At 64.4% G+C, this 19,841-nt stretch carries 20 protein-coding genes; 16 read left to right on the top strand and 4 right to left on the bottom strand.

Translation table 11 applies throughout. The features are described 5' to 3' along the window. Positions 1-67: 67 nt before the first annotated feature. Genes FSY45_RS17600 through FSY45_RS17590 form a run of 3 tightly spaced genes read right to left on the bottom strand, consistent with a single transcriptional unit; the run spans position 68 to position 2,063 of the window. On the bottom strand, positions 68-643 hold the full coding sequence (locus FSY45_RS17600) for a phosphatase PAP2 family protein (RefSeq protein WP_046460448.1): 576 nt from the start codon (positions 641-643) through the stop codon (positions 68-70). Positions 644-669: 26 nt separating this feature from the next. Continuing rightward, positions 670-1,425 (bottom strand): phosphatase PAP2 family protein, encoded by a 756-nt coding sequence (locus tag FSY45_RS17595; RefSeq protein WP_046460449.1) that lies wholly within the window; start codon positions 1,423-1,425, stop codon positions 670-672. 47 nt (positions 1,426-1,472) lie between these two features. Beyond that, positions 1,473-2,063, bottom strand: coding sequence for a phosphatase PAP2 family protein (locus tag FSY45_RS17590; protein WP_004340293.1), 591 nt, complete (start codon positions 2,061-2,063; stop codon positions 1,473-1,475). 155 nt (positions 2,064-2,218) lie between these two features. Here FSY45_RS17590 and FSY45_RS17585 point away from each other — a divergent pair, with 155 nt between their 5' ends. From FSY45_RS17585 to FSY45_RS17570, 4 genes are all read left to right on the top strand, one after another. After that, positions 2,219-2,914, top strand: a complete 696-nt coding sequence (locus FSY45_RS17585; protein WP_004340295.1) for a response regulator transcription factor — start codon at positions 2,219-2,221, stop codon at positions 2,912-2,914. Between the two features lie 5 nt (positions 2,915-2,919). After that, the gene (locus FSY45_RS17580) at positions 2,920-4,269 is read left to right on the top strand and encodes a two-component sensor histidine kinase (RefSeq protein WP_046460506.1); all 1,350 of its coding nucleotides are present in this window, start codon (positions 2,920-2,922) and stop codon (positions 4,267-4,269) included. Between the two features lie 130 nt (positions 4,270-4,399). After that, positions 4,400-5,464 carry a class II fructose-bisphosphate aldolase gene (gene fba / locus FSY45_RS17575; protein WP_004340312.1) on the top strand — a complete coding sequence of 355 codons (1,065 nt, stop codon included), beginning with the start codon at positions 4,400-4,402 and terminating at the stop codon, positions 5,462-5,464. 213 nt (positions 5,465-5,677) lie between these two features. Next, on the top strand, positions 5,678-7,354 hold the full coding sequence (locus FSY45_RS17570; protein ID WP_004340316.1) for a long-chain-fatty-acid--CoA ligase: 1,677 nt from the start codon (positions 5,678-5,680) through the stop codon (positions 7,352-7,354). A gap of 19 nt (positions 7,355-7,373) precedes the next feature. Here the strand turns inward: FSY45_RS17570 and FSY45_RS17565 are convergent, their stop codons facing one another. Beyond that, a complete protein-coding gene (locus FSY45_RS17565; RefSeq protein ID WP_131667108.1) occupies positions 7,374-7,613 on the bottom strand; it encodes a hypothetical protein in 240 nt (79 codons plus the stop codon). Between FSY45_RS17565 and FSY45_RS17560 the strand changes: the two genes are divergently transcribed. The 12 genes from FSY45_RS17560 (at position 7,614) to FSY45_RS17505 (ending at position 19,819) form a co-directional block, all read left to right on the top strand. Then, positions 7,614-8,147, top strand: coding sequence for a cupin domain-containing protein (locus FSY45_RS17560; RefSeq protein ID WP_003072476.1), 534 nt, complete (start codon positions 7,614-7,616; stop codon positions 8,145-8,147). It abuts the gene before it with no gap. A gap of 8 nt (positions 8,148-8,155) precedes the next feature. Further along, entirely contained in the window at positions 8,156-9,034 is an 879-nt protein-coding gene (locus FSY45_RS17555; protein ID WP_046460450.1) for an alpha/beta fold hydrolase, read from the top strand. Between the two features lie 5 nt (positions 9,035-9,039). Further along, positions 9,040-9,846 (top strand): IclR family transcriptional regulator, encoded by an 807-nt coding sequence (locus FSY45_RS17550; protein WP_004340321.1) that lies wholly within the window; start codon positions 9,040-9,042, stop codon positions 9,844-9,846. 42 nt (positions 9,847-9,888) lie between these two features. Next, positions 9,889-10,689 carry an aspartate dehydrogenase gene (locus FSY45_RS17545; protein ID WP_046460451.1) on the top strand — a complete coding sequence of 267 codons (801 nt, stop codon included), beginning with the start codon at positions 9,889-9,891 and terminating at the stop codon, positions 10,687-10,689. Positions 10,690-10,893: 204 nt separating this feature from the next. Beyond that, the gene (locus tag FSY45_RS17540) at positions 10,894-11,892 is read left to right on the top strand and encodes a tripartite tricarboxylate transporter substrate binding protein (protein ID WP_046460452.1); all 999 of its coding nucleotides are present in this window, start codon (positions 10,894-10,896) and stop codon (positions 11,890-11,892) included. Positions 11,893-11,999: 107 nt separating this feature from the next. After that, positions 12,000-12,758, top strand: coding sequence for a 5'-methylthioadenosine/adenosylhomocysteine nucleosidase (locus tag FSY45_RS17535; RefSeq protein WP_046460453.1), 759 nt, complete (start codon positions 12,000-12,002; stop codon positions 12,756-12,758). A gap of 315 nt (positions 12,759-13,073) precedes the next feature. Further along, complete coding sequence (locus FSY45_RS17530) at positions 13,074-13,850, top strand: SDR family oxidoreductase (protein ID WP_046460454.1); 777 nt, start codon at positions 13,074-13,076, stop codon at positions 13,848-13,850. 142 nt (positions 13,851-13,992) lie between these two features. Next, positions 13,993-14,868 (top strand): IclR family transcriptional regulator, encoded by an 876-nt coding sequence (locus FSY45_RS17525; protein WP_046460455.1) that lies wholly within the window; start codon positions 13,993-13,995, stop codon positions 14,866-14,868. Next, positions 14,861-15,661 (top strand): SDR family oxidoreductase, encoded by an 801-nt coding sequence (locus FSY45_RS17520; RefSeq protein WP_046460456.1) that lies wholly within the window; start codon positions 14,861-14,863, stop codon positions 15,659-15,661. Before FSY45_RS17525 ends, FSY45_RS17520 begins: the two co-directional genes overlap by 8 nt. Further along, positions 15,654-17,348, top strand: a complete 1,695-nt coding sequence (locus FSY45_RS17515) for a thiamine pyrophosphate-binding protein (protein WP_046460507.1) — start codon at positions 15,654-15,656, stop codon at positions 17,346-17,348. Before FSY45_RS17520 ends, FSY45_RS17515 begins: the two co-directional genes overlap by 8 nt. An 11-nt stretch (positions 17,349-17,359) precedes the next feature. Beyond that, complete coding sequence (locus FSY45_RS17510) at positions 17,360-18,835, top strand: aldehyde dehydrogenase (protein WP_046460457.1); 1,476 nt, start codon at positions 17,360-17,362, stop codon at positions 18,833-18,835. A gap of 9 nt (positions 18,836-18,844) precedes the next feature. Next, complete coding sequence (locus tag FSY45_RS17505; RefSeq protein WP_046460458.1) at positions 18,845-19,819, top strand: VOC family protein; 975 nt, start codon at positions 18,845-18,847, stop codon at positions 19,817-19,819. The last annotated feature ends 22 nt before the right edge of the window (positions 19,820-19,841 follow it).

Genomic DNA, 19,841 nt, shown 5'->3' with positions numbered 1-19,841 from the left:
CCTCATCAAAAAAGCTGCCAGCGCTTTATGCATAAGCGCTGGCAGCTTTCTTTTTTGATGGCGTGAATCAGCCGAGCTGGGGTTGCAGGCGGCGCTTGAGCTGTTGGCGACGACGGGCTTGTTTAATCTGCAGGGCGCTGCGCCAGACCAGCACGGCGCTGGCGGTACCGACCAGCATGCCGGCCAGAACGTCCGACGGGAAATGCACGCCCAGCACCACGCGGCTCAGTGCCACGCTGGTGGCGAGAAGCCATGCGACAACAACCAGCCAGCGCTGATGTCTGCCCACGCCCAGGTTGACGCCCTGAGCCAGGGCAAAGGCGCCGGCGGCGTGCATGCTGGGAAAGCTGGCGCTGGCACCATGTGCTATCCACTGCATGCCCATGCCCAGTTGCGCCGGCCTGGGCATGGGGAGGCCCCAGCGAATCAGACGGCAGGTCACCCAGGCACATGCCATGGACAGCAAGGCCAGTTGCAGGCTGCGCCGCCAGCCCTTGCCAAGCGCCAGCATGGCGGCAATCACGGGCAGGGCGCACAGGCCGGGCAACCAGTTGGAGGCGAGGCGCGAGGCCTGAATCCACCACAGCGGGCTCTGGGTGTTGGCATTCAGAAAGTGAAATACGGGGGCATCGAAAAGCAGCATGAATGACCTTTGCGTGTGTGCTGAGCTCAGTCCTGGGCAAGCAGCTCGTCGGGAGAAAGGGCTGCATCCGCCGGTACCTGATGCGCCAGGCGGCGGGTGGTCAGCAGATCGCAAAACCAGCTTGCCGTCCAGCACAGCCAGGCGGTCCACAGCGTGTGGCTCATGAAGTGAGCGCCGCGCATCTGCTGCGCCAGGCCCAGGGAAAATCCGGCCACCAGGGCCGCGGCCAGCCACAGGCGCGCGGCACGCGGCAGATCGTGGCGCAGCGCGAAGTAGCCGCTGATGAAGGCAAAGCCCGCCGAGGCGTGACCGGCCGGAAAGCAGTGGCCGCCGCCGCCATCTATGACACCCCAGGCCCAGTGCGAGACATAGTGGCCTACACCGCCGAAGTCGGCGAGGTCCCAGGGGCAACTGGTCACGCTGATGCGTTTCATCAGCGCCATGATGATGAGCGAGACCAGTGCGCCCACCACCAGTTGTATCCGGCGTGGGTAAGACACTTTTCGCATCCAGCCGATAGGCCACCAGATCATCAGGCTCAGCCCCATGACGATGGCCCAGGCCAGTTTGCGCGCACCTTCATGGGCAATGTTGACCATGAACCAGTCGTTCTGCAGGGCAAAGCCCTGGCTGCTGCCAAACCAGTGCGCCATGGGCATGTCCAGGCTGCTCATGTCCCAGGCCAGTACGCAGCTCAGGGCAATGACAGTCCAGCTCAGCAGGGCTGGAGCGGAGGCTTGGCGAAGAGGCGGGAGGGGGAGCGAGGGGGCGGACGACTTCATGGCCGCCACAATAGAAAGCGCTTCTTAACAAGCGCTTAAGAGCAGGCTCAGCCCTGGGCCGCCCATGCGCTGCGCAGGCGCTTGAGATGCGGCACGACGCGCAGATGGCGGCGACGGCGCAGCTGGAAGGCAATATGCCAGACGATGAGCGCACCGCTAATGCCTACCAGCGCGCCGGCCATCAGATCGGACGCAAAGTGCACCCCCAGATGGACGCGGCTCCAGGCGATGCCGATGGCGGCTATCCAGGCCAGCCAGACCAGCGGCTTGCGGTGGCGGGTTGCGCCCAGGCTGAGGGCCATCGCCAGGGCAAAGGCTCCGCTGGCATGCAGGCTGGGAAAGCCGGCACGTCCGCCATGCTGAATCCATAGCGTGCCCAGATTGAGCTGGAACGGGCGCGGAGCCGGGAAGCCCCAGCGTATGAGTCTGGCGATCAGCCAGGCCGTGGCCATGGACAGCAGCAGCATCAACATGGTGCGGCGTGTTGCCGGTGAGCCGAACACCAGGGCGATGAGGACAAGAATGCCGCTGAGATTGGGCAACCAGGCCGAGAGTGCACGTGCCAGCTGGATGCTGAACCAGTGCGTCTGGGCATCGGCATTGAACAGCGCAAACAGAAATGGATCGAAGAAGAACATGAAGGCGCTGCGGCAGATTGCGGCAATAAAAGGTGGCCGATGTTAAAGCGAAATGCTGGCTTGCGGATGTCAAGCCCATGCGCAATCAGGGGAGGTGAGTGTCGGCGTTGACCAGCCAGTTGAGCGGATTGCGGATTGCCGCGCACAATGCGTGCATGCGAATTCTGGTGGTCGAAGACAACGAAGGCATTGCAGCAGGGCTGCGAACCAATCTCATGCAGCGCGGCTATGCGGTGGACGTGTGCGCCAGCGTGGCCGAGGCCTGGCATGCCCTGAGTGCCGAGCGCTTCGATGCCGTGTTGCTGGACCTGGGTTTGCCCGACGGTGATGGCAGCGAGGTCGTGCGCCGCCTGCGCCTGCAGACAGGACGGCCCGGTGTGCCGCAACTGCCCGATCCGGCCACGCCGGTGTTGATCCTCACGGCACGCGATCAGGTGCAGGACCGGGTCGCGGGGCTCAATCTGGGGGCCGATGACTATCTGGTCAAACCCTTTGACATGGACGAACTCGAGGCCCGCTTGCGCGCCATGATGCGCCGCGCGGCCGGTCAGGCATCGCCGGTGATCCGCCATGCGGATCTGGAGGTGGACCCGGCTGCCCGCACCATCCGGCAGGCGGGGCAGAAGGTGGAGGTTTCGCCGCGCGAATTTGCCGTGCTCTGGGCCTTGTTGCTGGCGCGCGGGCGGGTGCTGTCGCGCCCGCAAATCGAGGAGCATCTCTACAGCTGGGGCGATACGGTGGAGAGCAATGCCGTGGAGGTCTATGTCCACCATCTTCGCAAGAAGCTGGGCCAGAAGATCATTGTGACCATGCGCGGCGTGGGCTACTTCATGCCGCAGGAGCAGGAGTGAAGGCCATGCCGCAAACCGGCATGCGCCGCAGCTCGCTGCAGCTGAATCTGCTGGCCTGGATGTTGGGCGCGCTGGCGCTGGTCTGGGGCAGCTTCGTCATCTGGGGCTACCAGACCGGAGTGCACGAGGCCGATGAACTGACCGACGGACACTTGGCAGGAGTGGCTGCGCTGACCTTGAACTGGCATGTGCAGGACGATGTGCCGGTCGGACAGACCACGGCTGTCCAGCCGCCTGCAGGCCTGCACGCCCACGACTATCAGGAGTCGCTGAGCGTGGTGCTCTGGAATGCGCAAGGACTGCTGATCTCGCGCACCGGACAGGCGCCTTTGCCGGATTTCGACATCGAGCAGGGCTTTGCCACGATTGGTGCGGATGAACGCAAGGCCTGGCGCAGTTATACCCAGTGGAGCCACGACAAAACCGCCAAGGTCACGGTGATGATCGACCTGGCCGAGCGCGACAGTCTGGCCGACGACATCGCCATGCAGATGATAGAGCCGGGTTTCTGGCTGCTGCCGGTGATCGTGATTGCGCTGGGTGTGGCCATGCGCCGAGGCATGCGTCCTCTCAATCAGCTCACGCAACGCGTGGAGGCGCTGGATCTGAGTCGTGACCAGCGCTTGTCCGATGCCCATGTGCCGCGCGAGCTCTCGCCCATGGTCAGCTCGATCAACACCTTGCTCGACCGCCAGCAGGAGGCATTGGAGCGCGAGCGCAATCTGGCCAATGAAGTGGCCCATGAGCTGCGCACGCCGCTGGCCTCCATCGCTTTGCAGGCCCAGGCGCTGAAGTCGGAGGGGCAGACCGATACCGCTGCCATGCAGGCCGCGCTGCAGCGCATCGGCCGGGACGCCCTGCATGCCGGCCATGTGCTCGATCAGTTGCTGACCCTGGCCCGGGCTGGACGCGGCATGCTGGATGCCCCTTTGCAGACCGTGAACTGGGCTGATGTGGTGCGCAATGTGGCGGCGGCGCAGGCCCAGCATGCCTGGCAGCGTGAAGACATGATCTCCGTGGAGGCCCCGCAGGAGCTGCCAGTGCGCGGCAATGCGCTGCTGCTCGATTCGGCACTGCGCAATCTGGTGGAAAACGCCGTGCGTCACACGCCGACAGGCACGCAGATCGAGGTGCAGGCCGGCCTTGACAGCGTCCAGGAACGGGCCTGGGTGCAGGTCTGCGATGATGGCCGACGTGATGCCGCACCGGACCATGTGCCGCCCGTGGACAGCCTGCATCTGGGCCATGAAATCGTCAGCCGTGTCATGCAGGCCCATGGCGGGCGCTTCATGGTGGCCGAGGCGCCGCGAGGCTTCACCACCTGCTATCGCATGGAATTACCGCTAGCCGGTTAAAATACCCGGTTACTAAGCGGTTACCGAAGCGTGGCCGCTGGTCTTTCCCCGGGCCACAGCTGCAGTGCGGCGCACTGCAGTGATTCATCGCCGGGGGCGTTGCCTCTCAAAACTTTGAACGGAACCCACCATGCCTTTGATCTCGATGCGCGAAATGCTGGACCATGCTGCTGAAAACGGCTATGGCATCCCCGCCTTCAACGTGAACAACCTGGAGCAGGTCCAGGCCGTGATGTCGGCGGCTGACGAAGTCGGCGCGCCCGTGATCCTGCAGGCCAGCGCCGGTGCTCGCAAGTACGCCGGTGAGCCCTTCATCAAGCACCTGATCCAGGCGGCTGCCGAGATGTATCCCCACATCCCCCTGGTGATGCACCAGGACCACGGCACCACGCCTGAAGTCTGCCAGGGCGCGCTGAACCTGGGCTTCGGCTCGGTGATGATGGACGGCTCGCTGATGAGCGACGGCAAGACCCCTTCGTCCTTCGACTACAACGTGGACGTGACTCAGAAGGTGGTGGCCATGGCCCACCAGATCGGCGCCACCGTGGAAGGCGAGCTGGGCTGCCTGGGCAACCTGGAAACCGGCGAAGCTGGCGAAGAAGACGGCATCGGCGCCGAAGGCAAGCTGGACCACAGCCAGATGCTGACCGATCCCGAAGAAGCTGCCGTGTTCGTCAAGGCCACCCAGCTGGACGCACTGGCGATTGCCATCGGCACCAGCCACGGCGCCTACAAGTTCAGCCGCAAGCCCACAGGCGACATCCTGGCGATCTCGCGCGTCAAGGAAATCCACGCCCGCATCCCCAACACCCACCTGGTGATGCATGGCTCCTCCTCCGTGCCTCAGGAACTGCTGGCCATCATCAACCAGTACGGCGGCAAGATGAAGGAAACCTACGGCGTGCCCGTGGAAGAGATCCAGGAAGCCATCAAGTACGGCGTGCGCAAGATCAATATCGACACCGACATCCGTCTGGCGATGACCGGCGCCGTGCGCAAGTTCCTGGCCGAGAATCCCGACAAGTTCGACGCCCGCGAATGGCTCAAGCCTGCCCGCGAAGCGGCCAAGCAAGTCTGCAAGGCCCGCTACATCGAGTTCGGCTGCGAAGGCCAGGGCGCCAAGATCAAGGGCTATAGCCTGGAGCAAATGGCCAAGAAGTACGCCGCCGGCGATCTGGCCCAGCTGGTCAAGTAAACTCAGGTTTGATAGCTGTCAGCGCTTTACCAGTAAGCGCTGGAGGCTGGAAACACTCAAAGCCCGCGGCCTGGTGCCTGCGGGCTTTTTTCATGGGTTTTGACTTCTGTTACCAAGGTGACCCGGCTTGTTTCCTAGGGTTACTACAGTATCGAACGACCGTGCTTTTTATCACAATGGCCGGATCAGACGATAAGACACGGAGACAGAAGAATGAGTGACCGTCCTTGGCTGAATGCATATCCAGAGGGAGTTCCTGCGGACATCGATGCGTCGCAGTATCCATCGCTGGTGGCCTTGATGGAAGAGGCATTTGCCAAGCATGCCGACAAGGTGGCCTATTCCTTCATGGGCAAGGAGCTGACCTTCGCCCAGGTCGATGCGCAGAGCAAGCTCTTTGCCGCCTATCTGCAAAGCCTGGGGCTGCAGCGCGGCGACCGCGTGGCGCTGATGATGCCCAATATTCCCCAGTACCCGGTGGCCGTGGCCGGGGTGCTGCGTGCCGGCTATGTGCTGGTCAACGTCAACCCGCTCTACACGGCACGCGAGCTCGAGCATCAGCTCAAGGATTCGGGCGCCAAGGCCATCGTCATCATCGAGAACTTCGCCAAGACGCTGCAGGACGGCATGCATGGCAGCGCCGTGCAGCACATCGTGCTTTGCGCCATGGGCGACGAGCTGGGCCTGTTGAAGGGCATGCTGGTCAATTACGTGGTGCGCTCCGTCAAGAAGCTGGTGCCGCCCTTCAGTCTGCCCGGTGCCGTGCGCTTCAAGGACGCGCTGGCCAAGGGGCGTGGTGCGACCTTGAACGCACCGGTGCTCAAGGCCGACGATATGGCACTGCTGCAATACACGGGCGGCACCACAGGCGTGAGCAAGGGTGCCGTGCTGCTGCACAGGAACATCATTGCCAACGTGCTGCAGTCCGAAGCCTGGAACGAGCCGGCCATGAAGAAGGTGCCGGCAGGTGAGCAGCCCACCAGCATCTGCGCGCTGCCGCTCTATCACATCTTCGCGTTCACGGTGAACATGATGCTGGCCATGCGTACCGGCGGCAAGACTGTGCTGATCCCCAATCCGCGCGATCTCAAGGCCACGCTCAAGGAGCTGTCCAGGCACCGTTTCCACAGCTTTCCGGCCGTGAACACCTTGTTCAACGGACTGGCCAACCACCCCGACTTCGGCACCGTGGATTGGAGCCACCTCAAGGTCTCGGTGGGCGGCGGCATGGCCGTGCAGAGCGCGGTCGCCGAGCTGTGGCTCAAGAAAACCGGCTGCCCCATCTGCGAGGGTTACGGCCTCTCGGAGACCAGCCCCTCGGTGACCTGCAACCCGGTCACGGCCACGGCTTACTCGGGCACCATAGGTGTGCCCCTGCCCAGCACCTATGTGAAGCTGGTCGGCAGCGACGGCCAGGACGTGAGCGAGCCGGGTCTGCCCGGTGAAGTCGCCGTGCTGGGCCCGCAGGTCATGGCCGGTTACTGGCAGCGCCCCGACGAGACCGCCAAGGTCATGACGGCGGACGGCTACTTCCTCACCGGCGACATCGGCACCATGGACGAGCGCGGCTTTGTGAAGATCGTGGATCGCAAGAAAGACATGGTCATCGTCAGCGGCTTCAATGTCTACCCCAACGAGGTCGAGGACGTGGTCTCCAACTGCCCCGGCGTGCTGGAGTGCGCGGTGGTCGGCGTACCCGACGAAAAGTCCGGCGAGGCCATCAAGCTCGTCGTCGTCAAAAAAGATCCGGCATTGACGGAGCAGGCCATCCGCGACTACTGCCATGCCAATCTGACTGGCTACAAGCGTCCGCGCCACATCGTCTTTCGCACCGATCTGCCAAAGACTCCCGTGGGCAAGATCCTGCGCAGGGAGCTGCGCGACGCCTGAGAGTTTTTCATCTTGTCCTTCAAGGCGAGTTCACAGGAGCGCTTGGCGCTCCTTTTTTTATGCCTGTTTTCAGGCCCGTGCCTGTGTGGGCGGGGAAAAACGCCACACCGATACCTGTCTCCACCGCAGCAACAAGGAAATGTGCTTGTTGATATCGGGCAAGTCTTCTTATAATTGTTTCGCCAAATGAACCTGGTTTTATTAGTAAAACAAAAAGCAGGTCGCTTTTTGTGTTCACCAACGGTTTCAGGAGAGACATATGAGCGAGATCGCACAAGACAACAGCGCCCGTACTTGGGATCGCCCCGAAGGCTCCAGCTTTGAAGACTGGATGAGCACACGCATTGCGCGCTTTGCCACGCGCAAGTACGACTTCGATGCCCTGAAGTTCCAGGCCGACTTTGATCCCAAATACCGCCGCGGCCAGATGCGTTACATCGGCACGGGCGGCACGGGCGTGGCCTCCGACAGCAACACCATTCCGTCGGAAAACTTCACCTTCTCCACCATGGTGATTCCCGCCGGCCATGAAGGCCCTTCGCATCTGCACACCGATGTGGAAGAAGTGTTCTTCGTGATGCGCGGCAAGCTCAAGCTGGTGCTGGAAAAGGACGGCGAGCGTTTCGAGACCATCCTGACCGATCGCGATGTGGTTTCGGTGCCGCCCGGCGTGTACCGCGAAGAGATCAATGTCGGTGATGAAGATGCGCTGATGTGCGTGATGCTGGGCGCCAAAAAGCCTGTCACCCCGACCTATCCGCCCGAGCACCCTCTGGCCAAGATCAAGCGCTGAGCTTTGTCATGCACGAGGATTTGCTGTCGCTGAAACAACAGCTGCTGCAGACCGGTTTTCCCGAGCAGCTGGTGAAGCTTCCGCAGAAGGCCCAGGTCGCCTGGCGCGAGGCTGGCGATGCCAGCTCCGATTTTGCGGTGGTGCTGCTGCATGGCATCAGCTCCGGGGCTGCATCCTGGCTGGATGTGGCGCTGCAGCTGGGTGACAAGGCGCGCGTTCTGGCCTGGGATGCACCCGGCTATGGCGTGTCGACGCCGCTGGCCCAATCGGCGCCTGCCGATGCCGACTATGCGCAGGTGCTGGCCCAGTCACTGCTGGTGCTCGGTGTGCGGCGCTGCCTGCTGGTCGGCCATTCCCTGGGCGCCCTGATGGCGGCCAGGCTGGCAGTCACGGCGGCCCCCGGGCTGGTCGAGCAACTGGTGCTCATCAGCCCGGCGGGCGGCTACGGCGCCCCAGCCAAGGCCGAGCAGCAGGCCAAGGTACGCGAGGGCCGCCTGGCGGCTCTGGCCGAGAAGGGCGTCGCCGGTCTGGCGGCCGTTATCGATCAGCGCCTGGTGTCCTCCGAGGCTCCTGAAGCCGTGCGTGCATGGGTGCGCTGGAATACGGCGCGCATGCAGCCGCAGGGCTATGCGCAGGCGGTCGAGCTGCTTTGCGGCAGCGATCTGGCACAGGCACGGGGCAGGCTTGGCATGCCGGTCGAGGTTTGGGTCGGCGAGCACGATGTGGTGACTACACCTGCAGCTTGCAAGTCCTGGTCCGAACTGCTGGGCGCGCACTACGGTACGCTTGCGGCTGCCGGTCATGCTTCACCCGTGGAACAACCAATGGAGGTCGCGCATAGGCTGGCATCTTTGTTGAACCAAAGCTATTGCCCCAATACCAGCTGATTGCTATGAGCGAAACCTCCGAGATTTCAACCAACGAACAAGACCGTTACACCGTGCCCGCTCTGGACCGAGGACTGCGCCTGCTGGCCTGCTTTGGCCCGGCGCAACCGGTCTGGAGCGCACCCGAGCTGGCGCGCAGCCTCGAGCTGCCGCGCTCCACGGTGTTTCGCATGTTGACCACGCTTGAAAACTCGGGGTATCTGCAGCGCAGCGGCACCGAATACCGGCTCGGTCTGGCCGTGCTGCGCCTGGGCTATGACTACCTGTCCACTCAGCCGCTGGCGCAACTGGCCGAGCCTGTGCTGCAGGCCTTGTGCGATGAGCTGGGCATGACCAGCAATCTTGCATTGCGCGACGGCACTTCCGTGGTCTATGTGGCACGCGTCACTCCGTCCGGAGCATTCCAGGGCGCTGTGCGCGTGGGTTCGCGTCTGCCGGCGCATGCGACGGTGCTGGGACGAGCCCTGTTGCATGACATGGACGGCGCGCAGCTGCGCTCGGTGTTTGGTGGCGAGGAACTGCCCCAGTTCTCCGAGAGCACGCCGCGCAATATCGACGAGCTGCTGCGCCTGCTGGCCGAGGATCGCGAGCGTGGCTATGCCATGGGCGAGGGCTTTTACGAGCCTGGCGTTTCGAGTATTGCAGCGCCGGTGCGCGCCGCAGACGGGCGGGTGGTTGCGGGGTTGGCCATGGCCATTCCGTTTACCGAGCTGGGGCCCGAAAAAACCCAGCTCTGGGTGCAGAAGGTGCAGCAGGCGGCAGAGACTCTGTCCGCTCATTTGCGCCAGCAGCACCCGGACCATTTGCGCTGACCCCGATCACGCCGGGCCAGCGCATTTTTCAGGAGGCTAGAGATGAAAAATATTGCTTTGATTGGCTGCGGCGCGATTGGCTCCAGTGTGCTGGAGCTTTTGAGCGGAGATACCCGGTTGCAGGTGGGCTGGGTACTGGTTCCCGAGATCACGCCAGCCGTGCGCGAGACGGCTGCCCGCCTGGCGCCACAGGCGCAACTGCTGCAGGCCCTGCCCGGCGATGCGGTGCCGGATCTTCTCGTGGAATGCGCGGGTCATGCAGCCATCGAGGAGCATGTGCTGCCGGCGCTTGCGCGTGGCATTCCTGCGGTCATCGCATCCATAGGTGCCTTGAGCGCACCGGGCATGGCCGATCGCGTACAGGCTGCGGCCGAGGCCGGCAAGACGCAGGCCCAGCTGTTGTCGGGCGCCATCGGTGGCATTGATGCCCTGGCTGCGGCGCGTGTCGGCGGCCTGGAGACGGTGCTCTACACGGGCCGCAAGCCACCCAAGGCATGGAGCGGCACCCCGGCCGAGCAGGTCTGCGATCTGGACGGCCTGACCGAGGCCTTCTGCATTTTCGAGGGCTCGGCGCGCGAGGCCGCACAGCTCTATCCCAAGAATGCCAATGTAGCGGCCACGCTGTCGCTGGCGGGCCTGGGCCTGGACAAGACCATGGTGCGTCTGTTTGCCGATCCTGCCGTTCAGGAGAACGTGCACCAGGTCGAGGCGCGGGGTGCTTTCGGCGCCATGGAACTGACCATGCGCGGCAAGCCGCTGGCGGCCAACCCCAAGACATCGGCGCTGACCGTGTACAGCGTGGTGCGCGCCGTGCTCAACAACGTGGCTTCCCTGGCCATCTAACCCGGTACTGACCCGCTCCAGCCATGTGCCGTGCCGGTGGTATCGGTCTTGCTTACGTTTGTAAAAGTGCGCGCAAGCACCGCCCATCTGAGCATGGCATTCATGGTGTCAGGTCTTTGCCCGCCGGCCTTTGCGCTGCATCAAGCCTGATGCGCATCGGCATTTAGCCTTTTTGAAATTTCCGTTCTCCCAGGAGACAAGACCATGCAACGTTCCGCCTTCCTCAAGTCCTGCCTGGCGCTGGCCTGCACCGCTGCGCTCCCCGCCGCCATGTCCCCGGCCTTCGCTGCCAGTGCCGCCGAACAGCTGTCCAGCGGTCAGTTCACCATCATTGCGCCGTTCCCCGCCGGCGGCGCGGTGGACATCCTGTCCCGCATCCTGGCCACGGGCCTGACTGAGGAGTACAAGCAGGCCTCCATCGTCGACAACCGCCCCGGTGCCAACGGCAATATCGGCATCGACATGGTCAAGCGCGCCAAGCCCGATGGCCATACCTTGCTGGTCGTGCCTCAGGGCAATCTGACCATCAATTCCACGCTGATGCCCAAGCTGCCCTACAACGTGTTCGGCGACTTCGTGCCCGTGGCCTCCATGGGGCGTGCGGCCAATGTCATCGTCGTCAATCCCCAGGTTCCGGCCAAGACCATCCAGGAGCTGGTGGCACTGTCCAAGGCCAAGCCCAACTCCATCAGCTATGCCTCGCCCGGCGTGGGCTCCAGCCTGCACCTGGCCGGCGAGTTGTTCAAGGACAAGTCGGGTGCCGACATCATGCACGTGGCCTACAAGGGCTCGGGGCAGGGCCTGAACGATGCCCTGGGCGGCACCATCCCCATGCTGATCGCCAACATGCCCACCGTGCTGCCCCATGTGCAGTCGGGCAAGCTGCGCGCCCTGGCCGTGACCGATGCCACGCGCTCGAGCTTCCTGCCCAATGTGCCGACACTGGCCGAGGCTGGTGTTCCGGGTATTGCCGTTTCGTCCTGGTATGGCGTGCTGGCTCCGAAGAACACACCGCCCGAAGTGGTCAAGCAGCTGGCCGAGGACATCGACAAGGTCATGAAGACCCAGGCCGCGCAGAACCAGCTCAAGGCGCAGGGCATGACCCCCTGGGTGGTCAAGGGCGATGCCTTTGGCGAGCTGATCCGCAAGGAGACCGCGCTGTGGGCGCCCGTGGTCAAGAGCCACAATATCGTGGCGCAGTAAACCATCATGCTCTAATCGCGCCTCTTGCGCTTCCCACAAAAGCGGCCCAGTGCCGCTTTTGTGCTTTCACCAGGGCCTAGAGGCCCATGTTCGGAGTATCCCCATCCATGACGCTTGCCATTCTCAGCGCTCTTGCCGAAGAACAACACGGCCTGGTCGACGCCATGCAGGACATGCAATGCCTGCGCCATGCCGGGCGCGATTTCTGGCTGGGCCGGCTGCATGGCCACGAGGTGGTGTGCGCGTTGTCGGGCATCGGCAAGGTGGCCGCAGCCACCACCACCGCCGCGCTGATCGAGCGCTTTGGCGTGCGCGGCATTCTGTTCACCGGCGTGGCTGGCGGCATCGGCGCGGACGTGAACGTGGGCGATGTGGTGATCGCGCGGACTTTCCTGCAGCATGACATGGATGCCTCGCCGATCTTTCCGCGCTGGCAATTGCCCGGCTACGGCTGCAGCACCCTGGCCTGCGACGAGGCGGCGACGGACCGGTTGGCGCAGGCCGCAGACTCGGCGCTGCGCTCCGGTATCGTGGCTTCGTATGTTTCGGCCCGCGTGCATCAGGGCCTGATTGCCAGCGGCGATCAGTTTGTCAGCTCGCGCCAGGCCAGCGCACAGCTCAGAGCCGATCTGGAGGCAGCCGGCCATGCCGTGCTGGCCGTGGAGATGGAGGGCGCTGCCGTGGCCCAGACCTGCCTGGATTACGGCACGCCGTTTACCGCAATGCGCACCATCTCGGACCGGGCGGACGACAGCGCCCATGTGGATTTTTCGGATTTCGTGCGCACCGTGGCAAGCCGCTACGCGCAACGCGTGGTGCTGGATTTTCTGCGCCTGACGCCCGCGAAGAAGCAGGCTGTTTGCTAATCTTTTGATAGCTGTAAACGATTGATAAATATTATTTTTTTTGGTGTTTTAAGCCTGAAATTATTCATTGATGGTCGCTATAAGCTATTGATATTGATGACTTCGATCCAGCCTGCCGACAACTGCATACTGGATACCTTCTGTTGCCCCGTTTTCCTTTCAACCGCGCTTGTCGCGGTTTTTTTACGCCCGTATGTCGCTGTGGTGTGCTGACTACGGGTTTTTCCGGGTATTGACTCAAAAGAAGCTCACTAAACTGCAGTCTTGTTTCAAGAAAAAAGTGTCATTTCATATTTGAAACAAACAAGGTTTAAGATGACCCTCAACACCATGCCTTCCACCAGTCAGCTCGCTGGGCGCCGGATCCTTGTGACCGGCGCTGCCCGCGGCCTGGGTTTTGCTTTTGCTCAGACGCTGTGCCAACAGGGGGCACAGCTCGTCTTGGCCGATCTGCGCGCCGAATTGCTGAGCGAAGCCGTAGCCAGGCTGCGCGCCATGGGCTTCGAGGCTCACGGCGTCGCCTTTGATGCCAGCAACCCGGCTTCCATAGAACAGTGCGCACAGCAGGCCGTGCAGACCCTGGGCGGCCTCGACGGTCTGGTCAACAACGCGGCCGTGACGGACTCCGGCGGCAAGGGCATGGACGACATCGCCCTGGAAAAGTGGGATCAGGTGATGAACGTCAATGTGCGTGGCGTCTGGCTGATGACCCGTGCCTGCCGTGCTGCGCTCAAGGACAGCGGGCGCGGTGCCATCGTCAACCTGGCTTCCGACACTGCCATGTGGGGTGCGCCCAACCTGATGGCCTATGTGGCCAGCAAGGGCGCCGTGATGGCCATGACGCGCTCCATGGCGCGCGAGCTGGGCGCGGATGCCATCACCATCAATGCCGTGGCTCCGGGTCTGGTGCTGGTCGAGGCCACCGAGTACGTGCCCGAGCATCGCCACCGCCTCTACATCGACCAGCGCGCGCTGCAGCGCGAGCAAGGTCCCGAGGATGTCTCGGGTGCCGTGTCCTATCTGCTGTCGGACGGTGCGCGCTTTGTGACGGGCCAGGTTCTGCCCGTCAACGGCGGCTTCGTCATGAACTGAAAAATGAAGAGCCCCCTGAGTCGCTGCGCGCCTTCCCGTTGCACGGCGCCCCCCAAAGGGGGACGACACCCTTGGTGCGGGGCGGCCCTTCCTCGGTGTCCCCAGCTTCTGGCTACGCCTGCAACGAATTGAGGAGTTGGAGATGTCAGGTTCTTCCCCATCCGATAGTGCGACCGACAGCGTCGTCGACGGCGGCTCCGACAAGTACATGGTGCCCGCGCTGGAGCGCGGTCTGCGCCTGCTGCAGGAGTTCGGCCGCGGCAATGCCACGCTGGGCGCGCCTGAGCTGGCGCGCCGCCTGCAGCTGCCGCGCGCCACGGTGTTCCGCATGCTCAACACGCTGGAGAGCATGGGCTTTCTGCAGCGCGCCGAGGGCGGCAACGACTACCGGCTGGGCCTGTCCGTGCTGCGTCTGGGCTTCGAGTTCCTGTCCTCCATGGACCTGACCGAGCTGGGCCAGCCCGTGATCGCGCGGCTGTGCGAGGAAATCCGCTTCCCCTGCAACATCGTGGTGCGCGACGGCCGCTCCATCGTCTATGTGGCCAAGGTCACGCCGCCGACGCCGCTGACCAGCTCGGTGCGCGTGGGTACGCGGCTGCCTGCCCATGCCACGCTGCTGGGTCGCATCCTGCTGGCCGATCTCTCGCTGCCCGAGCTGCGTGCCCTCTATCCCGAAGAGCATCTGGAAGGCCATTCGCCCAATACGCCCAGGACCGTGGTCGAGCTCTTCGACCTGGTTCAGTCCGATCGCGAGCGTGGCCATGTGGCCGGTGCCGGTTTCTACGAAAGCTCGATCTCCACCATCGCCGCGCCCGTGCGCGACCACAGCGGCCGCGTCATCGCGGCCCTGGGCGTGACCCTGGCCTCGGCCCAGATCGACCCCGAGCGCCAGACGGAGCTGGTGCCGCGTGTCTGCGCGGCGGCCGACGAACTGTCGGAGCTGCTCAACTACCGGCCGCAGTCCAGCGCGCAGGTTCTGTCCATCACTTCAAGGCGCGCAGGAGGCGGCCATGCATGATTTCAAACTCGACGCCACGGCCGTCGTCACCGGCGGTTCTTCGGGCATAGGCCTGGCCACCGTGGAGCTGCTGCTGGCCCAGGGAGCCCGCGTGGCCCTGTGCGGCCGCAACCCCGAGCGTCTGGAGCAGGCCGTCAAGCAGCTGCTGGAGCGCCACCCCGAGGCCGGCGCGCGCCTGTTCGCCCAGGCTTGCGACGTGCTTGATGCCGAGCAGGTGCAGCAGTTTGCGCGCGCCAGCGAAGCGGCGCTGGGCCCGGCCTCCATTCTCATCAACAACGCCGGTCAGGGCCGTGTCTCGACCTTCGAGAACACCAGCGATGAAGCCTGGACCGAGGAGCTGCACCTGAAGTTCTTCTCGGTGCTGCATCCCACGCGCGCCTTTCTGCCCCAGCTCGAGCGCGGCAGCGAGCCGGCAATTGTCTGCGTGAACTCGCTGCTGGCCTCCCAGCCCGAGCCCCACATGGTCGCGACCTCGGCGGCGCGCGCCGGCCTCAAGAACCTGGTGCGCTCCATGGCCACCGAGTTCGCGCCCAAGGGCGTGCGCGTCAACGGCATCCTGGTAGGCCTGATCGAGTCCGGCCAGTGGCGCCGCCGTTTCGAGGCCCGCGAGGACCGCAGCCAGAGCTGGGAGCAGTGGAGTGCCGAGCTGGCCCGCAAGAAGTCCATTCCGCTGGGCCGCCTGGGATCACCCGCTGAAGCCGCCCGCGCCATTTTCTATCTCGCCACGCCGTTGTCGTCATACACGACCGGCAGCCATATCGATGTTTCCGGAGGCCTTTCCCGCCATGCCTAACGCAACCCAAATCACCGTCGGCGCCGTCATTGCCGAATTCCTCGAGCACTGCGACGTGAAGGCCGCCTTCGGGGTGATCTCCATTCACAACATGCCCATCCTCGACGCGATGTTTGCACGCGGCAAGCTGCGCTTTGTGATGGCACGCGGCGAGGCCGGCGCGGGCAATATGGCCGACGCCTGCGCGCGTTCCACCTCCAGCCTGGGCGTGTGCATCACCAGCACCGGCCCGGCTTCGGGCAATATCGCCGGCAGCCTGGTGGAAGCCTATACGGCCGGCACGCCGCTCTTGCACATCACGGGCCAGATCGAGACCCAGTACCTGGACAAGAAGCTGTCGTACATCCACGAGGCGCCGGATCAGCTGACCATGCTGAAGTCCGTCTCCAAGGCCGCTTTCCGCGTGCTGAGCGCCGAGACCTGCCTGTCCACGCTCAAGGCCGCGGTGCAGACCGCGATGACCGCCCCCACGGGCCCGGTCAGTGTGGAGATCCCCATCGACATCCAGCAGGCGCTGATAGACATGCCCGCTGACCTGTCGCCGCTGCCGGTGGCTGTGCTGGCACCCAGCGAGACCGCGCTCGACGCACTGGCCGAGCAACTGGCCAAGGCCAGGCGCCCGCTGCTGTGGCTGGGCGGCGGCGCCCGCCATGCCGGCGCTGCGGTGCAGCGCCTGAAGGCCCTGGGCTTCGGTATCGTGAGCACCGGCCAGGGCCGCGGCATCGTGCCCGAGGACGATCCCGCATCGCTGGGCGCCTACAACATCCAGAAGCCCGTCGAGGCCTTCTACCAGCGCTGTGATGCCATGCTGGCCGTGGGAACGCGGCTGCGCAGCAACGAGACGCTGAAGTACGAACTCAAGCTGCCGCGCCCGCTGCTGCGCATCGATGTGGACGCCGCCCAGCAAGGCCGCTGCTATATGGATGACGGCTTTGTCTGCGGCGACTCGGCTCTGGCCCTGAACGGTCTGGCCGACCGCCTGGAAGCGCGCGGTTACAAGGCTGATCCCGAGCTGCTGGCCGATCTGCGCCAGGTGCACGACGAAGTCGTGGCCACCATGCGCGACGGCCTGGGGCCCTACAGCGCCCTGGTGCAGCAGCTGCAGCAGGCTGTGGGCCGCAACTTCAACTGGGTGCGCGACGTGACCGTCTCCAACAGCACCTGGGGCAACCGCGAGCTGCGTTTCTTTGAGCCCAACGCCGGCGTGCACGCCACGGGCGGCGGCATCGGCATGGGCATGCCCATGGCCATCGGTGCAGCCATCGGCGCGGCCGAAAGCGGCTCGGGCCGCAAGACCCTGGGCCTGGCCGGCGACGGCGGCTTCATCCTGAACCTGGGCGAGCTCGCCACTCTGGTGCAGGAAGAGTGCGACACCATGATCGTGCTGATGAACGACCAGCGCTATGGCGTGATCCAGAACATCCAGGACGCCTCTTACGGCGGCCGCCGCTGCTATGTGGAGCTGCACACGCCCGACTACGCCCAGCTGTGCGCGTCCATCAAGCTGCCCCATGCCCGCGTGAGCCATCTCGACGAGCTGCCCGCTGTGCTTGAAGGCGCCTGGGGCAAGAAGGGGCCCTTTCTGCTCGAGATCGACATGCGCGCCATCGGCAGCTTCAAGACCACGTTCTCGGGCCCTCCGGTGAACAAGCTGGACCAGATCCCTGCCACCACCAAGGCTCAGTGAGGAGTTTCACCATGTCCAAGCTAGAACTGCTCCCCATCAATATCGCCGGCGAATGGCGCCTGGGCGGCGGTGACGAATCCGCCACGCTGTACCCCGCGACCGGCGAGGTGGTGGGCCGCCTGCGCGCCCCCAGCCTGGCCGATGTGCAAGAGGCCATAGAGAAGGCCGACCACGCCTTCCGCACCAGCGGCTGGGCCCAGAAGAAGCCCCATGAGCGCGCCGCTGTGTTGCACCGCGTGGCCCAGCTGATCCGCGAACGCGCTGAGCCCTTGGCCCAGCTGCAGCGCCTCGATAACGGCAAGCCCATCAGCGAGACGCGCGCTCTGGTGGCCAGCGCCGCCGGCACCTTCCAGTTCTTCGCGGCGGCCTGCGAGACCATGGAAGAGACCATCACGCCCTCGCGTGGCGACTTCATGACCATGAGCGTCTACGAGCCCATGGGCGTGGTCGCGGCCATCACGCCGTGGAACTCGCCTATCGCCAGCGAGGCGCAAAAGCTCGCCCCCGCGCTGGCGGCCGGCAACGCGGTGGTCGTCAAGCCTGCCGAAGCCACGCCGCTGCTGGCGCTGGAGCTGGCGAAGATCTGCGAGGAAGCGGGTGTTCCGAAGGGCATCGTCAGCGTGCTGCCCGGCCGAGGCTCGGTGATCGGCGACGCCATCACCAAGCACCCGCTGGTCAAGCGCGTATCGTTCACCGGCGGCACATCCACCGGCAAGCACATCGCCCGCATCGCGGCCGACAAGATGATGCCCGTCTCTCTGGAGCTGGGCGGCAAGTCGGCCACCATGGTGCTGGAAGACGCCGACCTTGACCACGCCGTCAACGGCGTGCTCTACGGCATCTTCAGCTCCTCGGGCGAATCCTGCATAGCGGGCTCGCGCCTGTTCGTGGCGCGCAAGCTCTATGGCGACTTCATGGAGCGCTTGACCGCCAAGGCCGCCGCGCTTCGCGTGGGCGACCCGGCCGACGAACGCACCCAGATGGGCCCGCTGATCACCGCCAAGCACCGCGAATCCATAGAGAGCTATGTGCAGCTTGGCCTGTCCGAAGGCGGTCAGCTGCGCACCGGCGGCCATCGCCCGGAGGGAGCGCTGTACGAGTGCGGCTACTACTACCGCCCGACCATCCTCGAAGGTGTGAGCAATAACGACCAGATCTGCCAGCAGGAGATCTTCGGCCCCGTGCTCGTGGCCATGCCCTTCGATGACGAAGAGGCCTTGCTCGAGCAGGCCAACGACAGCGTCTACGCGCTGGCCGCCGGCATCTGGACGCGCGACTACAAGGCCGCGTGGCGCATCGGCCGCGCGGTGCAGGCCGGCACCGTGTGGATCAACACCTACAAGCAGTTCTCCATCTCCACGCCCTTCGGTGGCTGGCGCGACAGCGGCCTGGGCCGTGAAAAAGGCCGTCTGGGCATACAGCAGTACATGGAGCAGAAAAGCATGTACTGGGGCCTGAACGCAAACCCCCTAGCCTGGGCCAACTAAGGAAAAATCATGAGCGTACTGGGCATTGACGAAATCAGCTACGGCGCCGACGACCTGGCGGCTTGCCGCCAGTTCTTCCTGGACTGGGGCCTGAGCCTCGCCGAAGAGCAGGCCGACCGGCTGGTGTTTGAAACCCTGAACGGCTGCCGCGTGATTGTGGCCGCCACCGGCCACCCCGGCCTGCCGCCCGCCATCGAGGCCGGCCCCACGCTGCGCGAGGTGGTCTGGGGCGTGGAAAGCGAAGCTGACCTGGCGCTCTACGAAGGCCGTATTGCACAGCTACCGGGCTTTGTGAAGCAGGGTGGCCCGAACGGCGGACGTATCGGCTGCACCGACCCCAACGGCCTGGCCGTGCGCCTGCAGCTCACGCAAAAGCGCGATGTGCAGATGCAAAGCGCCGAGTACAACACCTGGGACCGCAAGGGCCGCATCAACCAGGCCAGCCCGGCCTATGAGCGCGCCCAGCCCATCGAGGTCGGCCATGTGGTGTTCTTCGTCAAGGACGTGCAGGCCTGCGAGCGCTTCTATGTGGAGAACTTCGGCTTTGCGGCCTCGGACCGCTATCCCGAGCGTGGCGCTTTTCTGCGCACCGCGCCCGATGGCGGACACCACGACATCTTTTTGCTGCAGCGCCCCGACAAGCATGCGGGCCTGAACCATGTGGCCTTCACCGTGCGCGACATCCACGAAGTCTTTGGCGGCGGCATGCATATCTCGCGCTGCGGCTGGGACACCCAGCTCGGCCCGGGTCGCCATCCCGTGTCCTCGGCCTATTTCTGGTACTTCAAGAATCCGGCCGGCGCCCTGGTCGAGTACTACGCCGACGAGGACCAGCTGACTGCCGACTGGCAGCCGCGCGAGTTCGAGCCCGGTCCGACGGTGTTTGCCGAATGGGCCATCGACGGCGGCATTGACGGCAACACCCGACGCCAGAAGGGCGCGGGCGCCGCCGACGGCAAGTTCCTGACCGACAAGAAGCATTAAGAGGCATTGGCAGCATCGGCTG

Origin of the sequence: Comamonas sp. Z1 (assembly GCF_008121555.1) — a bacterium.
Lineage (GTDB): Bacteria > Pseudomonadota > Gammaproteobacteria > Burkholderiales > Burkholderiaceae_C > Comamonas > Comamonas thiooxydans.
The sequence above is the reverse complement of the archived record's forward strand: the minus strand, read 5'-3'. Positions and strand labels throughout refer to the sequence as shown.

Excerpts from the sequence above, each read along its gene's own strand:
- FSY45_RS17600 (WP_046460448.1), bottom strand. The coding sequence starts at position 643 with ATGCTGCTTTTCGATGCCCCCGTATTTCACTTTCTGAATGCCAACACC.
- FSY45_RS17595 (WP_046460449.1), bottom strand. The coding sequence starts at position 1,425 with ATGAAGTCGTCCGCCCCCTCGCTCCCCCTCCCGCCTCTTCGCCAAGCC.
- FSY45_RS17590 (WP_004340293.1), bottom strand. The coding sequence starts at position 2,063 with ATGTTCTTCTTCGATCCATTTCTGTTTGCGCTGTTCAATGCCGATGCC.
- FSY45_RS17585 (WP_004340295.1), top strand. The coding sequence starts at position 2,219 with ATGCGAATTCTGGTGGTCGAAGACAACGAAGGCATTGCAGCAGGGCTG.
- FSY45_RS17580 (WP_046460506.1), top strand. The coding sequence starts at position 2,920 with ATGCCGCAAACCGGCATGCGCCGCAGCTCGCTGCAGCTGAATCTGCTG.
- fba (WP_004340312.1), top strand. The coding sequence starts at position 4,400 with ATGCCTTTGATCTCGATGCGCGAAATGCTGGACCATGCTGCTGAAAAC.
- FSY45_RS17570 (WP_004340316.1), top strand. The coding sequence starts at position 5,678 with ATGAGTGACCGTCCTTGGCTGAATGCATATCCAGAGGGAGTTCCTGCG.
- FSY45_RS17565 (WP_131667108.1), bottom strand. The coding sequence starts at position 7,613 with ATGTCTCTCCTGAAACCGTTGGTGAACACAAAAAGCGACCTGCTTTTT.
- FSY45_RS17560 (WP_003072476.1), top strand. The coding sequence starts at position 7,614 with ATGAGCGAGATCGCACAAGACAACAGCGCCCGTACTTGGGATCGCCCC.
- FSY45_RS17555 (WP_046460450.1), top strand. The coding sequence starts at position 8,156 with ATGCACGAGGATTTGCTGTCGCTGAAACAACAGCTGCTGCAGACCGGT.
- FSY45_RS17550 (WP_004340321.1), top strand. The coding sequence starts at position 9,040 with ATGAGCGAAACCTCCGAGATTTCAACCAACGAACAAGACCGTTACACC.
- FSY45_RS17545 (WP_046460451.1), top strand. The coding sequence starts at position 9,889 with ATGAAAAATATTGCTTTGATTGGCTGCGGCGCGATTGGCTCCAGTGTG.
- FSY45_RS17540 (WP_046460452.1), top strand. The coding sequence starts at position 10,894 with ATGCAACGTTCCGCCTTCCTCAAGTCCTGCCTGGCGCTGGCCTGCACC.
- FSY45_RS17535 (WP_046460453.1), top strand. The coding sequence starts at position 12,000 with ATGACGCTTGCCATTCTCAGCGCTCTTGCCGAAGAACAACACGGCCTG.
- FSY45_RS17530 (WP_046460454.1), top strand. The coding sequence starts at position 13,074 with ATGACCCTCAACACCATGCCTTCCACCAGTCAGCTCGCTGGGCGCCGG.
- FSY45_RS17525 (WP_046460455.1), top strand. The coding sequence starts at position 13,993 with ATGTCAGGTTCTTCCCCATCCGATAGTGCGACCGACAGCGTCGTCGAC.
- FSY45_RS17520 (WP_046460456.1), top strand. The coding sequence starts at position 14,861 with ATGCATGATTTCAAACTCGACGCCACGGCCGTCGTCACCGGCGGTTCT.
- FSY45_RS17515 (WP_046460507.1), top strand. The coding sequence starts at position 15,654 with ATGCCTAACGCAACCCAAATCACCGTCGGCGCCGTCATTGCCGAATTC.
- FSY45_RS17510 (WP_046460457.1), top strand. The coding sequence starts at position 17,360 with ATGTCCAAGCTAGAACTGCTCCCCATCAATATCGCCGGCGAATGGCGC.
- FSY45_RS17505 (WP_046460458.1), top strand. The coding sequence starts at position 18,845 with ATGAGCGTACTGGGCATTGACGAAATCAGCTACGGCGCCGACGACCTG.